Genomic DNA, 14,358 nt, shown 5'->3' with positions numbered 1-14,358 from the left:
CAAGCATTCATCAGACTGCAAAGATTCCCGCCTCCCCCCTCCTCCACCGTTGCGGAATGCTTGATTCATGGACATCGATGCGAGAGGGCCGCGGTTCGGGGCGGCCGTGACGACCGTCGTGCTGGCGGTCGCACTGATCACCCGGAGCCCTTGGCTGCTGGCTTGGCAGACGCTGGCGTTCGCGCTCGGCGCGGCCGGCGGGGTGGGGCGTTCGCCGTACGGCTGGGCCTTCCGGGTGGCCGTCCGGCCGAAGCTGGGGCCGCCCACCGCCTTCGAGGCGCCGCGGCCGCCGCGGTTCGCGCAGGCCGTGGGACTGGTCTTCGCGGGCCTGGGACTGATCGGTTTCGCGCTCGGCCCGCAGTGGCTCGGGGCGGCCGCGACCGGGGCGGCGCTCGCGGCGGCGTTCCTCAACGCCGCTTTCGGGTACTGCCTGGGCTGCGAGATGCACCTGCTCGTGCGGCGGGTCACAGTACGGGCGGAGTAAAGGAAATCTAAAAGCCCGAGGTGGATCACGGGAGGCGGACGTGACGAGAATCTCGCGACCGACGGGCACCAGGACTGGCTACCCGGCCGTTCTTCGGGCACGATCTGCGAGATGCCGTAAACCTACGGCTGCGTAACTTTGCCGCCGGGGAACCGCTCCCGGGCAGAGATCAGGAAGGGTTCGCGCCGCCCATGGCAGAGCTTGTCTACCGTCCCGTCGTCGGCCTCGCCCAGACGCTGTTCAAGGTCTGGGATCTCAAGATCGACTGCAGGGGGTCGGAGAACATCCCGCGCTCGGGCGGAGCCGTGCTGGTGAGCAACCACATCAGCTACCTCGACTTCATCTTCAACGGTCTCGCGGCGCTCCCGCAGAAACGGCTCGTTCGTTTCATGGCGAAGGAGTCCGTCTTCCGCCACAAGGTCTCCGGCCCGCTGATGCGCGGCATGAAGCACATCCCGGTGGACCGCGAACAGGGTGAGGCTGCCTACGCGCACGCCCTGGACTCGCTGCGCTCCGGCGAGATCGTCGGCGTCTTCCCCGAGGCCACCATCTCGGAGTCGTTCACGCTCAAGACCTTCAAGTCGGGCGCCGCGCGGTTGGCCCAGGAGGCGGGCGTGCCCCTGGTGCCGATGGCCGTGTGGGGGACGCAGCGGCTGTGGACCAAGGGTCACCCGCGCAACTTCAAGCGCAGCCACACCCCGATCACCATGCGGGTCGGCGAGGCCCTGGAGGCGTCCCGCGACAAGTACGCGGGCGCCCTCACCCGGCAGCTGCGCGGGCGGGTCCAGGAGCTGCTGGAGGCCGCCCAGCGCGCCTACCCGGTCCGCCCCAAGGACGCGAGCGACACCTGGTGGATGCCGGCCCATCTGGGCGGTACGGCGCCGACCCCGGAGCAGGTCCGCGCGGCCGAGACCCGCTGACCCTCGTCCCCGCACCCGCCCCCGGGGAGCGGCCCGGCAGCCGATAGGGTCCCGACGAGGAACCGGAAGCCCGGTGTCCGTGGTCCGCCCGGTGCGGCCACCGACAGGGCTTCGTCTGCCGGACGCGCTACGGGGGCGAGGATGCGGCGCTGGATCAAGGTGTCGGTGGCGGCTGCACTGGTGCTCGGTCTGGGCGGCTGGATCGCCCGACCCTGTGCCTCCGAGTGGTGGACGATCCGCACGGCGTGTGACGGGCTGCTGCCCGGCGACGCCGTGCGCGATCTGGTCCCCGAGGACGCCCGGGTGGTGGACGCCGCGTCGGGCGGGGTCAAGGCGCTCGGGGACTACGGCTGTGAGGTCACCGTCGAAGACGACGACGGCAGGAATGGGTGGCTGCTGAGCTTCGGCGCCTACACACTGCGCGACGACCAGGACCGGGCGCTGATGCTGGTCTTCCCGCAGCACGGTCTGGAGTCGCAGGCGGCGATGCCCGAGGGCCTGCCCGGGTTCATCGGCCGCTTCAACACCCTCACGTTCCTGATGCCCTGCCCGGACCTGGGCGAGGACGCGGACGGGCGGCAGCGCAAGATGCTGGTCAGTGCCGCGATCAGCCATAGCGCTCCATGGCGTCAGCCCGCCTCCTTCGAGGTGGCCGTCGCCTTCGCCAACTCCGCATCGAAGCGGCTGGGTTGCGGCGCGCGGCCGCTGAAGGCCCCGAAGGGGGTCAGCCCGGCCGACACCGAGGAGAACGAGCAGAAGCCGGTTCCGCTCGCCGCCGCCCGGGACACCCCCTGCGGCTGGCCGGCCGACGCGGGGTTGCCGGACCCCGCGCGCTGGAAGGTCGGCGTCCAGCTCGACGACGCGGCGCCGACCGGTACGTGCGACCTCACCCTCGGGAAAGAGTTCACCCATGACGGCACGAAGCGGATGGAATTCGTCGCCTGGTTCGGTGACTGGAGCACCCGTTTCGTGACCGAGGAGCATCTCCTCGGTCCCGCGCTGACGGCGAGCGCCCGCTGCGACGGTGAAGCCGCCCACTTCGCGCTCGACGCCTCCAAGGACATCCCGGGTGTCGACGCGGCGAAGCGACGGGCGCTGCTGGACGCCTTCGTCGAGGCTCAGACGGAACGGCGGGGCTGCACGGACCTCACCGCCGGCTGACGCCCGGAGCTCACCTGGTCATCCAGAGCGCCCGTACGTAGCGGTTGTCGATGACCTGCCGCAGGGCGGTGGCGCGTGCCGCCGGAATCCGACGGGCCGCCGCCCAGGCGTCCAGCACCGTGTTCAGCTGGTGCCGGGCGTCCATGAGGTCCTCGTCCGCCCGGCCCGAGGGCCTGCGCGCGGCGATGGAGGCCATCGGCGGCCGGCTGGTGACCTGCTCCTCCCCCGCGAGGTAGACGCCGGGGGCGTACCGGCGCACGGCGGCGTCGAAGGCGGTGACGTCGGGGATGGTCCCGTTGCGGGCGTAGATCGACCGGTACGCCATCAGGACGCCGACGCGGTCCGTCATGTGCTCGATGTCGCTGTCGACCCAGGAGGTCTGCGGGGAGCGATACTCGCCCTTGCCCGGCTTCGGGTGATAGCCGGCGTCGCGCCCCTGCCCGTCGAGCCGCTCCAGGTAGTGGGCGAACCAGGCGCGCTCGGCGGCGTAGAGGATCGCGAACGCCTGGGGATCCTTGGCGAGTTCGGCGAGCAGGCCCTCCGGGTCGGCGGCGGGGTGGGCGTGGGCGAAGTCGGCGTGGGACTCCCCCGGGGCGAGGAAACGGCCGTACTTCGTCCAGCCCTCGCCGTCCGGGCGGGCCGACTCGGCGGGTACGGCGGGCAGACCGGCGTCGTCGTCGATGCCGAGGTACCGGTGGTGGTCGACGACGTACTGGGCGAGCATGCGGGCGACGCCGGGTGCCATGCCGTCCGGCAGTTCGACGTCGTTCAGGACCGCGGTCACCGCGAAGGCGGCGCGGGCCTGGGCGAGGGTGTGCGGCACGTCGCCGCCGGCGGCGCGGGTGGCCGCGTCCACCACCTCGCCGAGCACCTCTCCGCCGTCGCCGCAGGGGTGTTCGTGCACGAGGAGCGCGCGTACGGCGTCGAGGCGCCGCAGGTCGTCGCCCGGGTCGAGGGCGCGGGTCGCGGCCGCGGGGTTCTCGGCGAGGGCGCGGGTGGCGGCGGGAATCCCCCGGCAGGGCGGGCCGTCGTCGGAGCCGGCGAGCACCAGGGGGACGGTGATGCCGGTGGTCACCAGGGCGAGGGCGACGGCGGAGGTGAGCAGCCGGTGCCTCTTCAACCGGCCGAGAAGCGTCGGTGGCGCGGGGTCCGCAGACGGCCCGGCCCCCTGACGCAGTTCGCCGCTCCCGTCCGCATCGGCCTCTCGGGCCTCTCCCCCATCGCGCATGCCGGGGAGGTTAGCGACTGCGACCGGCCGGGTGCGCGGCGGGGGTGTCACAGCGAGGTGGGGAGCGTCTTCCAGAGGTGGGGACGGTCGGGGGCCGCCTGGAGCGCGCGCAGGACGGGCGGGGGCGGGGCGGCGTACAGGACGGGATGGTCGCGCTCACCGGCGGCGGCGTCGGGGCGGAAGGCCAGCCGTTCGCCGTCCAGGGAGAACCGGGCGTCCACTCCGGGCTTGTTGCCGCGGGGGTCCTGGCGGTGCCAGGCGCCGTTGAAGCGGACGGCGACCAGCCCGTGGACCACGTCGAACGTCTGGTAGCACAGGGCGGTCGGGATGTCCTCGGCGCGCAGCAGCGCGGCCAACGCGTGGGCCTTGGCGTAGCAGATGCCCGTGCGCAGCTCCAGCACGTCGGAGGCGCGCCAGGTGACCCGGAGATCGCCGGAGTCCTGGGAGTGGGGGATGGTGTCCCGCACGAATTCGAAGGCCAGCCGCGCATAGGCATACGAGTCGTCCGCATCCCTGGCCAGCCGCGCGGCGGTGTCCCGCACCAGGGAATGGTGGTGGTCGATGACCTCGTCAGCGGCCAAGTACGCGGACAGGTCGGGGTTCTCCTGGATCAGCTGCATGCCTGGAGAGCATAGGAAAGCGATCACCCGGACGTCAATCATTTTCCAGGTGATCGCATACCTATGCGTGAGGTGCGATGGCTGCCCCGCTCGGCCCTACCGGGCCATCTCCTCCTTGAGGGCCGCCAGGAACGCGTCGACGTCCTCCTCCGTCGTGTCGAAGGAGCACATCCAGCGCACCACGCCGGCCGGCTCGTCCCAGAAGTAGAAGCGGAACCGCTTCTGGAGGCGCTCGCCCACGTCGTGCGGCAGCCTGGCGAAGACACCGTTGGCCTGCACGGGATAGAGGATCTCCACCCCGTGGACCGCGCGCACGCCCTCGGCCAGCCGCTGCGCCATGTCGTTGGCGTGCCGCGCGTTGCGCAGCCAGAGGTCCTTGGCCAGCAGGGCCTCCAACTGCACCGACACGAACCGCATCTTGGAGGCGAGCTGCATGGACAGCTTGCGCAGGTGCTTCATGTGGGAGACGGCGTCCTGGTCGATCACCACGACCGCCTCGCCGAACAGCGCGCCGTTCTTCGTCCCGCCGAGCGAGAGGATGTCGACGCCGACCGCGTTGGTGAACGTGCGCATCGGCACGTCCAGGGAGGCGGCCGCGTTGGCGATGCGGGAGCCGTCCAGGTGCACCTTCATGCCGTGCGCGTGGGCGTGCTCGCAGATCGCGCGGATCTCGGCGGGCGTGTACAGGGTGCCCAGCTCCGTGCTCTGGGTGATCGAGACGACCTGCGGCATCGCCCGGTGCTCGTCCTCCCAGCCGAACGCCTGCCGGTCGATCAGCTCGGGGGTGAGCTTGCCGTCCGGCGTCGCGACGGTGAGCAGCTTCAGGCCGCCCATGCGCTCCGGCGCGCCGCCCTCGTCCACGTTGATGTGGGCGCTCTCGGCACAGATCACCGCGCCCCAGCGGTCGGTGACCGCCTGGAGCGCGACGACGTTGGCGCCGGTGCCGTTGAAGACCGGGAACGCCTCCGCCGTCGCCCCGAAGTGGCCGCGGACGATCCGCTGGAGGTTCTCGGTGTAGTCGTCCTCGCCGTAGGCGACCTGGTGGCCGCCGTTGGCCAGGGCCAGGGCGGCCATCACCTCCGGATGGGCCCCGGCGTAGTTGTCGCTGGCGAAACCGCGGACCTCCGGGTCGTGATGACGACGCGCGTCGGTCCTGGGTGGGTTCACGGCTTCTCGGTGAGCCACAGACGGTGTCCGTTCACTTCGGCGGCGGGCTTGTCCCAGACGCCGGCGATGGCCTCGGCCAGGTCCTTGACGTCGGTGAAGCCCGCGAACTTCGCGTTGGGCCGCTCCGCGCGCATCGCGTCGTGCACCAGCGCCTTGACCACCAGGATCGCAGCCGCGGAGGTCGGCCCGTCGGGGCCCCCCGCCTTGCGGAAGTAGTCGGCCATCGAGAGCGTCCACGCCTCGGCGGCGGCCTTGCCCGCGGCGTACGCGGCGTTGCCCGCGGTGGGCTTGCTGGCCCCCGCGGCACTGATCAGGACGTACCGGCCGCGGTCGCTGCGCTGGAGCGCCTCGTGGAAGGCGAGCGAGGTGTGCTGCACGGTGCGGATCAGCAGCAGTTCCAGGAAGTCCCAGTCGTCGAGGCTGGTCTTGGTGAAGGTCTCGCTGCCGCGCCAGCCGCCGACGAGGTGCACCAGACCGTCCACCCGGCCGAGGTCCTTCTCGATCCGGGCGGCCCAGTCCTGGGTGGACTTCAGGTCGAGCAGGTCGACCGGTTCGCCCATGACGGTCGCGCCCCCGGACGCGTAGCTCGCCGCGTCGACGGCCTCCGCGAGCCGCTCCGGGTCGTTGTCCGCGCCCACCACGGTCGCGCCCGCCTCGGCGAGCCTGATCAGCGCCGCCCGGCCGGCGGGTCCGCCCGCGCCGGCCACCGCGATCACCGCACCGCTGAGAGCCCCGTTCCCCATGGTCTTCGCCTCCTGAGCAGTGTTCTCGGTACGCAGGTCGCTCACGCGGCGATCCGCTCGGCGGCGTCCGCCGTGATGCCCCGGGTGGAGGCGATCACGTTCTTCAGCTTCTTGGACAGCGCCTCATAGAACATGCTCAGCGGAAACTCGTCCGGAAGCACGTCGTCGACGAGCTTGCGGGGCGGCTGGGTCAGGTCCAGGGCGTCCGGACCCTTGGCCCACTTGGAACCGGGGTGCGGGGCGAGGTAGGTGGAGACCAGCTCGTAGCCGGCGAACCAGTGGACGAGCTTGGGGCGGTCGATGCCGTCGCGGTAGAGCTTCTCGATCTCGGCGCACAGCTCGTTGGTGACCTGCGGGGCGCGCTGCCAGTCGATGTGCAGCTTGTTGTCGGTCCAGCGGACGACGTCGTGCTTGTGCAGGTAGGCGAAGAGCAGCTGCCCGCCGAGGCCGTCGTAGTTGCGCACCCGCTCGCCGGTGACCGGGAAGCGGAACATGCGGTCGAAGAGGACCGCGTACTGCACGTCACGGGCCTGCGGGACGCCGTCGGCCTCCAGCTTCACGGCCTCCTTGAAGGCGGTGAGGTCGCAGCGCAGCTCCTCCAGGCCGTACATCCAGAACGGCTGGCGCTGCTTGATCATGAAGGGGTCGAAGGGCAGGTCACCGTGGCTGTGGGTGCGGTCGTGGACCATGTCCCACAGCACGAAGGCCTCCTCGCAGCGCTTCTGGTCGTGGACCATGGCGGCGATGTCCTCGGGCAGTTCCAGGCCCAGGACCCCGACCGCGGCGTCGGTGACGCGGCGGAAGCGGGCGGCCTCGCGGTCGCAGAAGATGCCACCCCAGGAGAAACGTTCCGGCGCTTCACGGACGGCGATGGTCTCCGGGAAGAGCACGGCCGAGTTGGTGTCGTAGCCGGCCGTGAAGTCCTCGAAGGTGATGCCGCAGAACAGCGGGTTGTCGTAACGGGTGCGCTCCAGCTCGGCCAGCCAGTCCGGCCACACCATGCGCAGCACGACCGCCTCGAGGTTGCGGTCCGGGTTGCCGTTCTGCGTGTACATCGGGAAGACGACCAGGTGCTGGAGGCCGTCCGCACGGTCGGCGGCGGGCTGGAAGGCCAGCAGCGAGTCCAGGAAGTCCGGCACCTCGAAGCCGCCCTCGGCCCACCGGCACAGGTCCTTCACCAGGGCGCGGTGGTAGTCGGCGTCGTGCGGGAGCAGCGGCGACAGTTCCTCGACCGCGGCGACCACACGCTGCACGGCCCGCTCGGCGTCGGCGCGCCCGGGGGCGCCCTCGGCCGCGAAGTCGATCGATCCGTCCTTCGCCTGCCAGGGCCGGATCCGCTCCACGGCATCCTTGAGCACGGGCCAGGCCGGGTGCTCCACCACCCTGGCCACGGGAGGAACCCGCCCCTCCGAACCCACCTGCACAAGAATTTCCGTCATGTCCCATCCTCCACAAAGAACCTCACGTATGGACACCGTATGCATAAGAGGTTCTTCCAGCAAGATGACCTTCGGGAAATTATCCTGCACACCCCCATGGTCACCGCGTTTTTTCCTGTACGCCATCGGACGGTCGGAGGCTTTCGGCGCGGGCCGCCGGGTAGTGGTTCCCGCGGTGCGCGCCGACCGCACCTGTCTGTCCGTCCAGGGAAGCGAGTCGTGACGTGAACGTCCCCACCATCGGCCACCGCGGGGTCATGGGTGTCGAGCCCGAGAACACCCTCAGGTCGTTCGTCGCCGCCGAGCGGGCCGGTCTCGACGCGATCGAGCTGGATCTGCACCTGAGCAAGGACGGCGCGCTCGTGGTCATGCACGACGCCGACGTGGGCCGCACCACGGACGGCAGCGGGCCGGTCGCCGACCACACCCTGGCGGAGCTGCGCGCCCTGGACGCCGGGCTCGGCGAACGGGTGCCGGTCCTCGAGGAGGTCCTGGCGGCGGTGTCGGTGCCGCTCCAGGCCGAGATCAAGGACGTGCGGGCGGCGCGGGCGCTCGCCGAGGTGATGCGGGAGCGGGACCTGGTGGAGCGGGTGGAGGTGTCCTCGTTCCACGACGAGGCCGTCGCCGAGATCGCCCGGCTGGTTCCCGGCGTGCGCACGGCGCTCATCGACAGCCTCCACCCCGTGCGAGCCGCCCCCGGCGGGCAGACCCCCCACGGCCCCGGCATCGCGGAACGCGCGGTGGCCGCCGGAGCCGCGACCGTGTGCCTGAAGCTGCGGCGGCTCACCCTGGAGATCGTCGAGGAGGTCCGCGGGCACGACCTGCGGATCATCGGCTGGGTGGTCAACACCCCGGACCAGCTGCGCCTGGCCCGGGCCTTCGGGCTGGACGGCGTGACCACGGACCGGCCGGAGATCGCGGACGCCGGTCGGCCCGGTGGCGGGGACTGCGACCGGTCGGGGAGCAAGGACCACGACCGGCCGGGGAGTCGGGACGCCGGCCGGCCGGAGGCCGGGCACACCGGCCGGCCCGGGGGCGGGGACACCGACCGGCCGTAGCTCCGGCACCGACGGCCGGCCGGCGAGCGAGGGACACCGGCGTCCCGGAAGCGGGGGCATCGGCCGTCCCGGAAGCGGGGACATCGGCCGTCCCGGAAGCGGGGACATCGGCCGTCCCGGAAGCGGGGGCATCGGCCGTCCCGGAAGCGGGGACATCGGGGGTCCTGGAGCGGCGGGAGCACCGATGGCCCGGAAGCGGGAACATCGGCGGGTCCCGGCTCGGGCACGCCGGTCGGCCGGAGGCCGGGCACCCCGCCGTCTCAGGGCACGCGGCTCATCCGAGGGGCTTGACCAGCAGTTCGAACTGGAGGTCGTCGCGCTGCGGGACGCCGAAGCGCTCGTCGCCGTAGGGGAAGGGCGTCATCCGGCCGGTACGGCGGTAGCCGCGCCGTTCGTACCAGGCGATGAGTTCGTCGCGCACCGAGATCACCGTCATGTGCATCTCGGTGACGCCCCATTCGGCGCGGGCCCGGCGCTCGGCCTCCTCCAGCACCGTCCGGCCGAGACCGCCGCCCTGGACGGTGGGGCTGACCGCGAACATGCCGAAGTAGGCGTACTCGCCGCGGTGTTCGAGCTGACAGCAGGCGATGATCCGGCCGTCCCGCTCCACCGTGAGCAACCGGGCGTCGGGCGACTTGATGATCTCCCGGACGCCTTCGGGTTCGGTGCGCTGCCCTTGCAGGATGTCCGCCTCCGTGGTCCAGCCGGCCCGGCTGGAGTCCCCGCGGTAGGCCGACTCGACGAGCGCGACCAGCGCGTCCACGTCGGCGTCGGCGGCATCACGGAAGCTGACATCGGTGGCGGTGGTGTCCATGCGGGGTTCTCCGGATCTGTGGCGCGGCTGGGCACCGCCGAGCCTAACCGTCGCCTACGCTCCGGATGCATGGTGCATGTACTCAGCAGCCGAATCCTGCTCCGCCCCACCGACCCCGAGCGTTCCCGCGCCTTCTACGGGGAACAGCTGGGCCTCGCCGTGTACCGCGAGTTCGGTACGGGCCCGGAGCGGGGCACCGTCTACTTCCTCGGCGGCGGGTTCCTGGAGGTCTCGGGGCGGACTCGGACCCCGCCGGACCCCGCCGTACGGCTGTGGATGCAGGTCCCCGACGCGGCGGCGGCCCACGAGGAGCTGACGGCCGCGGGGGTGGAGATCGTCCGGCCGCCGGTGAAGGAGCCGTGGGGTCTGGTCGAGATGTGGATCGCCGACCCGGACGGGACACCGATCGTGCTGGTGGAGGTGCCGGCCGACCATCCGCTGCGGTACCGACCGGGCATCTGACCTCAGCGGATGCCGGGGAGCGGACCCGGGTCTAGCGTGCTGAGGGGGTGCTCCCTCTGCCGGAAGGAACGCCATGAAGCTCGACGTGCCCGTGCCCGGTGGGCCCTGCTGGGCCGAGCTGGGCACCGACGACCTGGCGGCCGCCCAGCGGTTCTACACGGAGTTGTTCGGCTGGCGGTGCGAGACCGATCCCAGGGAGGAGGCGGGCGGCTACACCGTCGCGCACCTCGGGGACGCCGACGTCGCCGCGCTCAGCCCTCTGTACCAGAAGAGCCGACCGGTGGCCTGGAACGTGTCCTTCGGGGTCTCGGACGCCGACGTCACCGCGCGGATGATCGAGGAGGCCGGGGGCAAGGTGCTGGTCGGTCCGATGGGCGTGTTCGACATGGGCCGTTTCGTCGTCGCCCTCGACCCCGGCGGCGCCGCCTTCCAGCTGTGGCAGGCGCAGGCCTTCCCGGGGGCCGGCCTGTTCAACGCGCCCGGCTCGCTGGGCTGGGTGGAACTGCTGACCCGCGACACCGCGCGGGCGGAGGCGTTCTACACCACCGTGTTCGGGTGGACCGTGGCCACCTCCGAGTACTACACGCGGTGGGGTGTCGGCGGTGTCGACTTCGGCGGCATGGTGGCGATGGACGACAAGTTCCCGCCCGAGGTGCCGCCGCACTGGCTGCCGTACTTCGCGGTGGCCGACGTGGACGCCGCGGCCGCGACGGCCGGGCGGGCGGACGGCACGGTGCTGATGGAGCCGACCTCGGTGCCGGAGGGCCCGCGGATCGCGGTGCTGCGGGACCCGCGGGGAGCGTTGTTCGGCGTGTACCGGGCGGGCGACGAGCGCTGAGCCCGGCCGGCCGCAGCGTGGTGTCCCCGGCGTTGACCTGGGCCTCGGTCCCGGCGTCGGCCTCGGCCTCTGCTTCGATCTCGGCTTCGGCTTCGGTTTCGGCTTCGATCAGATCCGCAGCGTCTGCATGTGCCCCTCCAACCGACTGAGCAACTCCCCCAGCAGTCCAGCGAGTTCGCCCTGCCGGTCGGCGTCCAGGGCGGACAGTACGGCGCTCTCGTAGGCGAGTTGCTCGGGCATGATGCCGTCGACCAGCGCGCGGCCGGCCTCGGTCAGGCGGAGGTGGGCGACGCGGCGGTCCCGGGCGTCCCCGCGGCGCTCGACCAGACCGCGTTCGGTCAGGTGCTTGACGCGTTTGGTGACGGCGGCCCCGGAGGAGAACGTCTCCCGGACGAGTTCGCCGGGAGTCAGTTCGTGGTCGGTACGGCGCAGCGCACCGAGCAGGTCGAACTCCGCGCGGGTGAGCCCGGCGCGCCGCAGCGGGGCGTCCTCGGCCTGCTGAAGGAGCGCGGCACAGCGGTTGACCCGTCCGATGATCTCCATGGGTCCGGTGTCCAGCTCGGGCCGCACGGCCTGCCACTGCCGCACCACGGAGGCGACGGTGTCACCATGGGCCGCGGCCGCGCGGGAGGCCGTGTCGTCCCCGGCGTCGGGCTGCCGCCGAGCGCCGGCGCCCGGACCGGCAGCGGGCCGCCGCGCGCCTGCCCGGGCCGGCGGCTCCCGCACGTCACCGCCTTCACCGGCCGGCTCCCCCCGAGCGGCGCCGGGTCCTGCGGAATCGGTGGGACGCCGTCGGGTCGCACCCGCACGGCCCCCGCCGGCCTCCCGCCCCCGCGTCTCGTCGTTCCCGCCGGTCGGCCCACCCGCGTCGTCCCCGTCCACAGGTTGTCCCTGCGTCGCCGTCATGGCCGTACGTCCTCCGGTCTCGCCTCGTTGTGCCCGGTCAGGTGGAGTCCCTGGCGCCGGACCGTCGCGGCGAGCGTACGGTGTCCGTCCTGTTCGGCCGCGACGACCCGCTCCTGCGGCAGGGCGCGCTGCCACCACTCGCCGCTCGCGGCATCGGCGGTGGCGCGCAGGTCGACCAGTGCGGCGGCGAGGCCGCGGCGGGCGGACTCCAGCGCCGCCGGGGCGGGGTCCGGCCGGGCGAGGAGGCGGGCGGCGGTGTCGCGGGCGCGCTCGGCGGCCGTCAGGGCGTGTTCGAGGCGGTCGCCGGAGCGGCGGTTGGTGACGGCGACGGCGGCGACGAAGCCGACCAGCGCGCCGACGAGGGTGTCCACGACCCGTTCGGCGATCAGCGTGCCCGCGTCCTCGTACCGGGCGAACTCGGTGATGAGCAGTGCCATCGGGGTCACGCAGACGCTGCCGAGCCAGTAGTTGCGGCTGATCAGCGCCTCCGCGCCGAAGTTCAGGGCGAGGCAGGTGAGGACCAGGGCGGCCTGGTGGAGGTGGGCGAGCGGGACGATCGCGGCGAAGGCGAGGACGCCGACGAGGTTGCCGACGACGCGCTGGACGCCGCGACTCCAGGTGAGGGTGACGTTGGCCTGGTAGAGGGAGGCGGCGGTGACCAGGGCCCAGTAGGGCCGGCCGACACCGAGTGCGAGGGAGGCGTAGCCGGCCAGGGCGCAGCCGAGGGCGGTGCGGACGGCGAGCGGGGAGAGGGGGCCGAGACGCCGCCACAACGGCCTTCGCGGCGCGGCCGGTTGGCTGTCCACTCCGAGGAGCTCGTCGTCGTCCACCAGGTCGTCGGGGCGCGGGACGGCCCCCGTGCCGCGCAGTGCGCGGGCCCAGTCGCGCAGCCGTACCGGATCGGTGTCGGCGGGCGCGGCGAGTGCCACCTCGGCGCGGACCACGAGCCGCTCCAGCGCGCGTGCGGTGTCCCCGTCGCGGGCCGGCAGCAGCGTCTGCCACGCGGCGTGCACGGCGGCGGCCGCGGCGGCGCGGGTACGGGTGTGTCCCTCGCCGGTGCCGCGCGTGGCGGCGTACGCGGCGGCGGCGTTCAGTGCCTGCGCGGTGGCACGGCGCTCCGGGCCGTGCGGACGCAGCAGGCCCGGCGCCATGCCGACGGTCCAGGACCAGGCGCCCGCGAGGAGCGCGAGACCCAGGTGGCCGGGGATCCGGCCGAGGGTCTGCGGCGCGAACAGCGCGGCGGAGCTGATGAAGGTGAGGATGACGTTGCCGGGCGGCCCGATCCGGGTGGCGTCGCAGAGTGTCTTCTGCGCGGCCGCCAGGAGGGCGCCGACGGTGACGAGGACGACGGCGTCGGCGGCGAGGGCGGCCGCGAGCAGCGCGACGGCGAGCCCGCCTGTCATGCCCAGCACCACCAGGGCCAGGACGCGGGCGCGGGCGGTGTAGGGGCGGTCGTGGGCGTACAGCGCGCACAGGGATCCGGCCATGGTGTACATCGCCAGGTCGAGGCGGCCGAGGGCCAGCAGGATCAGGTTGGGCGGGGCGACGGCGGCGACGACGCTGACCGCGGGCTTGAACCAGATGTCGGAAGGGCGCCCGAGCCTCAGCACCCCGGCCAACGGGAGACGGACACGGGAGCCGGCCCGGCGGGGACGGGGGGTGGGACGAGAGTGGTCGCCGGATCGCTGGGGGGTCGTGCTGCTCGAACTCACCCTCATCAATTTAGCAGGTGTTTTACCTGTAAACGATATGACGTGACACCGCCCGAACGCCTCTCTCACCCGCTGTGCTCCGTCGAATGCTCCCCGTGTACATCCTTGCGCTCGCGTGCGCGCCGCGTGGTGCGGGCATCGCCTTCCTGGACCGTCCGTCCGTCGAGCGGGGAGGTACGCGTGCACGGACCGGCATCGCCCGGCTGGCTGCTGGTCGCCGTGTGCGCGGCCGCCGGCGCCTACTGCCTGCTGCGGATGCGGAGCAGCGACGAGACGCAGCGCCGGGCCGCGGGCGACGAGGCGCTGATGGGGTTCGGAATGGCCGTGATGGCCGTGCCGGGCACCGCGTTCACCCCGCCGACATGGGTCTGGCCGCTGTACGCGACGGTCTTCGGCGGGGCCGCGCTGCGGGCCCTGTGGGCGGCCCGGACGGGCTCGCACCACCTGCACCACCTGGTGGGCACCGCGGCCATGGTCTACATGGCGGCCGCGATGACGGCGTCCCCCGCGGCAGGTCACGGGCACGGCGGCGCCGGGATGCCCGCGCTCACGGGTGGCCTGCTTGTCTACTTCGCGGCGTACGTCCTCGTCTCCGGAGTACGGCTGCTGCCGGTGGCCGGGGTGCCGGGCGGCGCCGGCACGGTCGCGGGGAACACGACGGCGGGGAGTGCCTCTGCGGGGAGCACGGCCGCGAGGGACGCCGCCGCGGGGCGTGCCGTGGCGTGGGGCGACCGGCCCGAGCTGGCGCGTGCCTGCCGACTGTCGATGGGGATCGGCATGCTGGCCATGCTGCCGGCCTTCTGAGG

At 72.6% G+C, this 14,358-nt stretch carries 14 protein-coding genes and 1 pseudogene; 7 read left to right on the top strand and 8 right to left on the bottom strand.

Going from position 1 to position 14,358, the window contains the following annotated elements; genetic code table 11:
• Positions 1-67 precede the first annotated feature (67 nt).
• The 3 genes from ACGFQC_RS21110 to ACGFQC_RS21100 all read left to right on the top strand — a co-directional run bounded on the left by ACGFQC_RS21110 (position 68) and on the right by ACGFQC_RS21100 (position 2,565).
• On the top strand, positions 68-484 hold the full coding sequence (locus ACGFQC_RS21110; protein ID WP_363090238.1) for a DUF4395 domain-containing protein: 417 nt from the start codon (positions 68-70) through the stop codon (positions 482-484).
• A 191-nt stretch (positions 485-675) separates the two neighbouring features.
• Positions 676-1,404, top strand: coding sequence for a lysophospholipid acyltransferase family protein (locus tag ACGFQC_RS21105; RefSeq protein WP_363090239.1), 729 nt, complete (start codon positions 676-678; stop codon positions 1,402-1,404).
• 141 nt (positions 1,405-1,545) lie between these two features.
• Positions 1,546-2,565 (top strand): hypothetical protein, encoded by a 1,020-nt coding sequence (locus ACGFQC_RS21100; RefSeq protein WP_363090240.1) that lies wholly within the window; start codon positions 1,546-1,548, stop codon positions 2,563-2,565.
• A 10-nt stretch (positions 2,566-2,575) separates the two neighbouring features.
• Here the strand turns inward: ACGFQC_RS21100 and ACGFQC_RS21095 are convergent, their stop codons facing one another.
• The 5 genes from ACGFQC_RS21095 to ACGFQC_RS21075 all read right to left on the bottom strand — a co-directional run bounded on the left by ACGFQC_RS21095 (position 2,576) and on the right by ACGFQC_RS21075 (position 7,762).
• Positions 2,576-3,685, bottom strand: a complete 1,110-nt coding sequence (locus ACGFQC_RS21095) for a hypothetical protein (protein WP_393288487.1) — start codon at positions 3,683-3,685, stop codon at positions 2,576-2,578.
• A 155-nt stretch (positions 3,686-3,840) separates the two neighbouring features.
• Complete coding sequence (locus ACGFQC_RS21090; RefSeq protein WP_363090242.1) at positions 3,841-4,413, bottom strand: transglutaminase domain-containing protein; 573 nt, start codon at positions 4,411-4,413, stop codon at positions 3,841-3,843.
• Between the two features lie 96 nt (positions 4,414-4,509).
• Positions 4,510-5,580, bottom strand: a complete 1,071-nt coding sequence (locus tag ACGFQC_RS21085; protein WP_363090243.1) for a low specificity L-threonine aldolase — start codon at positions 5,578-5,580, stop codon at positions 4,510-4,512.
• Positions 5,577-6,323, bottom strand: a complete 747-nt coding sequence (locus tag ACGFQC_RS21080; protein ID WP_363090338.1) for an SDR family NAD(P)-dependent oxidoreductase — start codon at positions 6,321-6,323, stop codon at positions 5,577-5,579. The genes ACGFQC_RS21085 and ACGFQC_RS21080 overlap by 4 nt, the downstream gene beginning before the upstream one ends.
• Before the next feature lie 41 nt (positions 6,324-6,364).
• Entirely contained in the window at positions 6,365-7,762 is a 1,398-nt protein-coding gene (locus ACGFQC_RS21075; protein ID WP_363090244.1) for a DUF6421 family protein, read from the bottom strand.
• 224 nt (positions 7,763-7,986) lie between these two features.
• Here ACGFQC_RS21075 and ACGFQC_RS21070 point away from each other — a divergent pair.
• Positions 7,987-8,694, top strand: a pseudogene (locus ACGFQC_RS21070) (glycerophosphodiester phosphodiesterase); the annotation flags it as partial.
• A 400-nt stretch (positions 8,695-9,094) separates the two neighbouring features.
• On the opposite strand, the gene ACGFQC_RS21065 reads toward ACGFQC_RS21070, so the two are convergent.
• Positions 9,095-9,634: a GNAT family N-acetyltransferase gene (locus ACGFQC_RS21065; protein WP_363090245.1), complete on the bottom strand. Its 540-nt coding sequence runs from the start codon at positions 9,632-9,634 to the stop codon at positions 9,095-9,097.
• A 69-nt stretch (positions 9,635-9,703) separates the two neighbouring features.
• On the opposite strand from ACGFQC_RS21065, the gene ACGFQC_RS21060 reads away from it, so the two are divergent.
• Together ACGFQC_RS21060 and ACGFQC_RS21055 are read left to right on the top strand one after the other, a co-directional pair.
• Positions 9,704-10,096, top strand: a complete 393-nt coding sequence (locus tag ACGFQC_RS21060) for a VOC family protein (protein ID WP_363090246.1) — start codon at positions 9,704-9,706, stop codon at positions 10,094-10,096.
• 73 nt (positions 10,097-10,169) lie between these two features.
• Positions 10,170-10,934: a VOC family protein gene (locus ACGFQC_RS21055; RefSeq protein WP_363090247.1), complete on the top strand. Its 765-nt coding sequence runs from the start codon at positions 10,170-10,172 to the stop codon at positions 10,932-10,934.
• A 108-nt stretch (positions 10,935-11,042) separates the two neighbouring features.
• Here the strand turns inward: ACGFQC_RS21055 and ACGFQC_RS21050 are convergent, their stop codons facing one another.
• Both ACGFQC_RS21050 and ACGFQC_RS21045 read right to left on the bottom strand, forming a co-directional pair.
• The gene (locus tag ACGFQC_RS21050; RefSeq protein ID WP_393288484.1) at positions 11,043-11,660 is read right to left on the bottom strand and encodes a MarR family winged helix-turn-helix transcriptional regulator; all 618 of its coding nucleotides are present in this window, start codon (positions 11,658-11,660) and stop codon (positions 11,043-11,045) included.
• A 176-nt stretch (positions 11,661-11,836) separates the two neighbouring features.
• Positions 11,837-13,558 carry an FUSC family protein gene (locus ACGFQC_RS21045; protein WP_393288482.1) on the bottom strand — a complete coding sequence of 574 codons (1,722 nt, stop codon included), beginning with the start codon at positions 13,556-13,558 and terminating at the stop codon, positions 11,837-11,839.
• Positions 13,559-13,732: 174 nt separating this feature from the next.
• Between ACGFQC_RS21045 and ACGFQC_RS21040 the strand changes: the two genes are divergently transcribed.
• The gene (locus tag ACGFQC_RS21040; protein WP_363090250.1) at positions 13,733-14,356 is read left to right on the top strand and encodes a DUF5134 domain-containing protein; all 624 of its coding nucleotides are present in this window, start codon (positions 13,733-13,735) and stop codon (positions 14,354-14,356) included.
• Positions 14,357-14,358: the final 2 nt, after the last annotated feature.

Origin of the sequence: Streptomyces sp. NPDC048734 (assembly GCF_043198675.1) — a bacterium.
Classification (GTDB): domain Bacteria; phylum Actinomycetota; class Actinomycetes; order Streptomycetales; family Streptomycetaceae; genus Streptomyces.
This window is presented reverse-complemented; position numbering and strand designations above follow the sequence as displayed.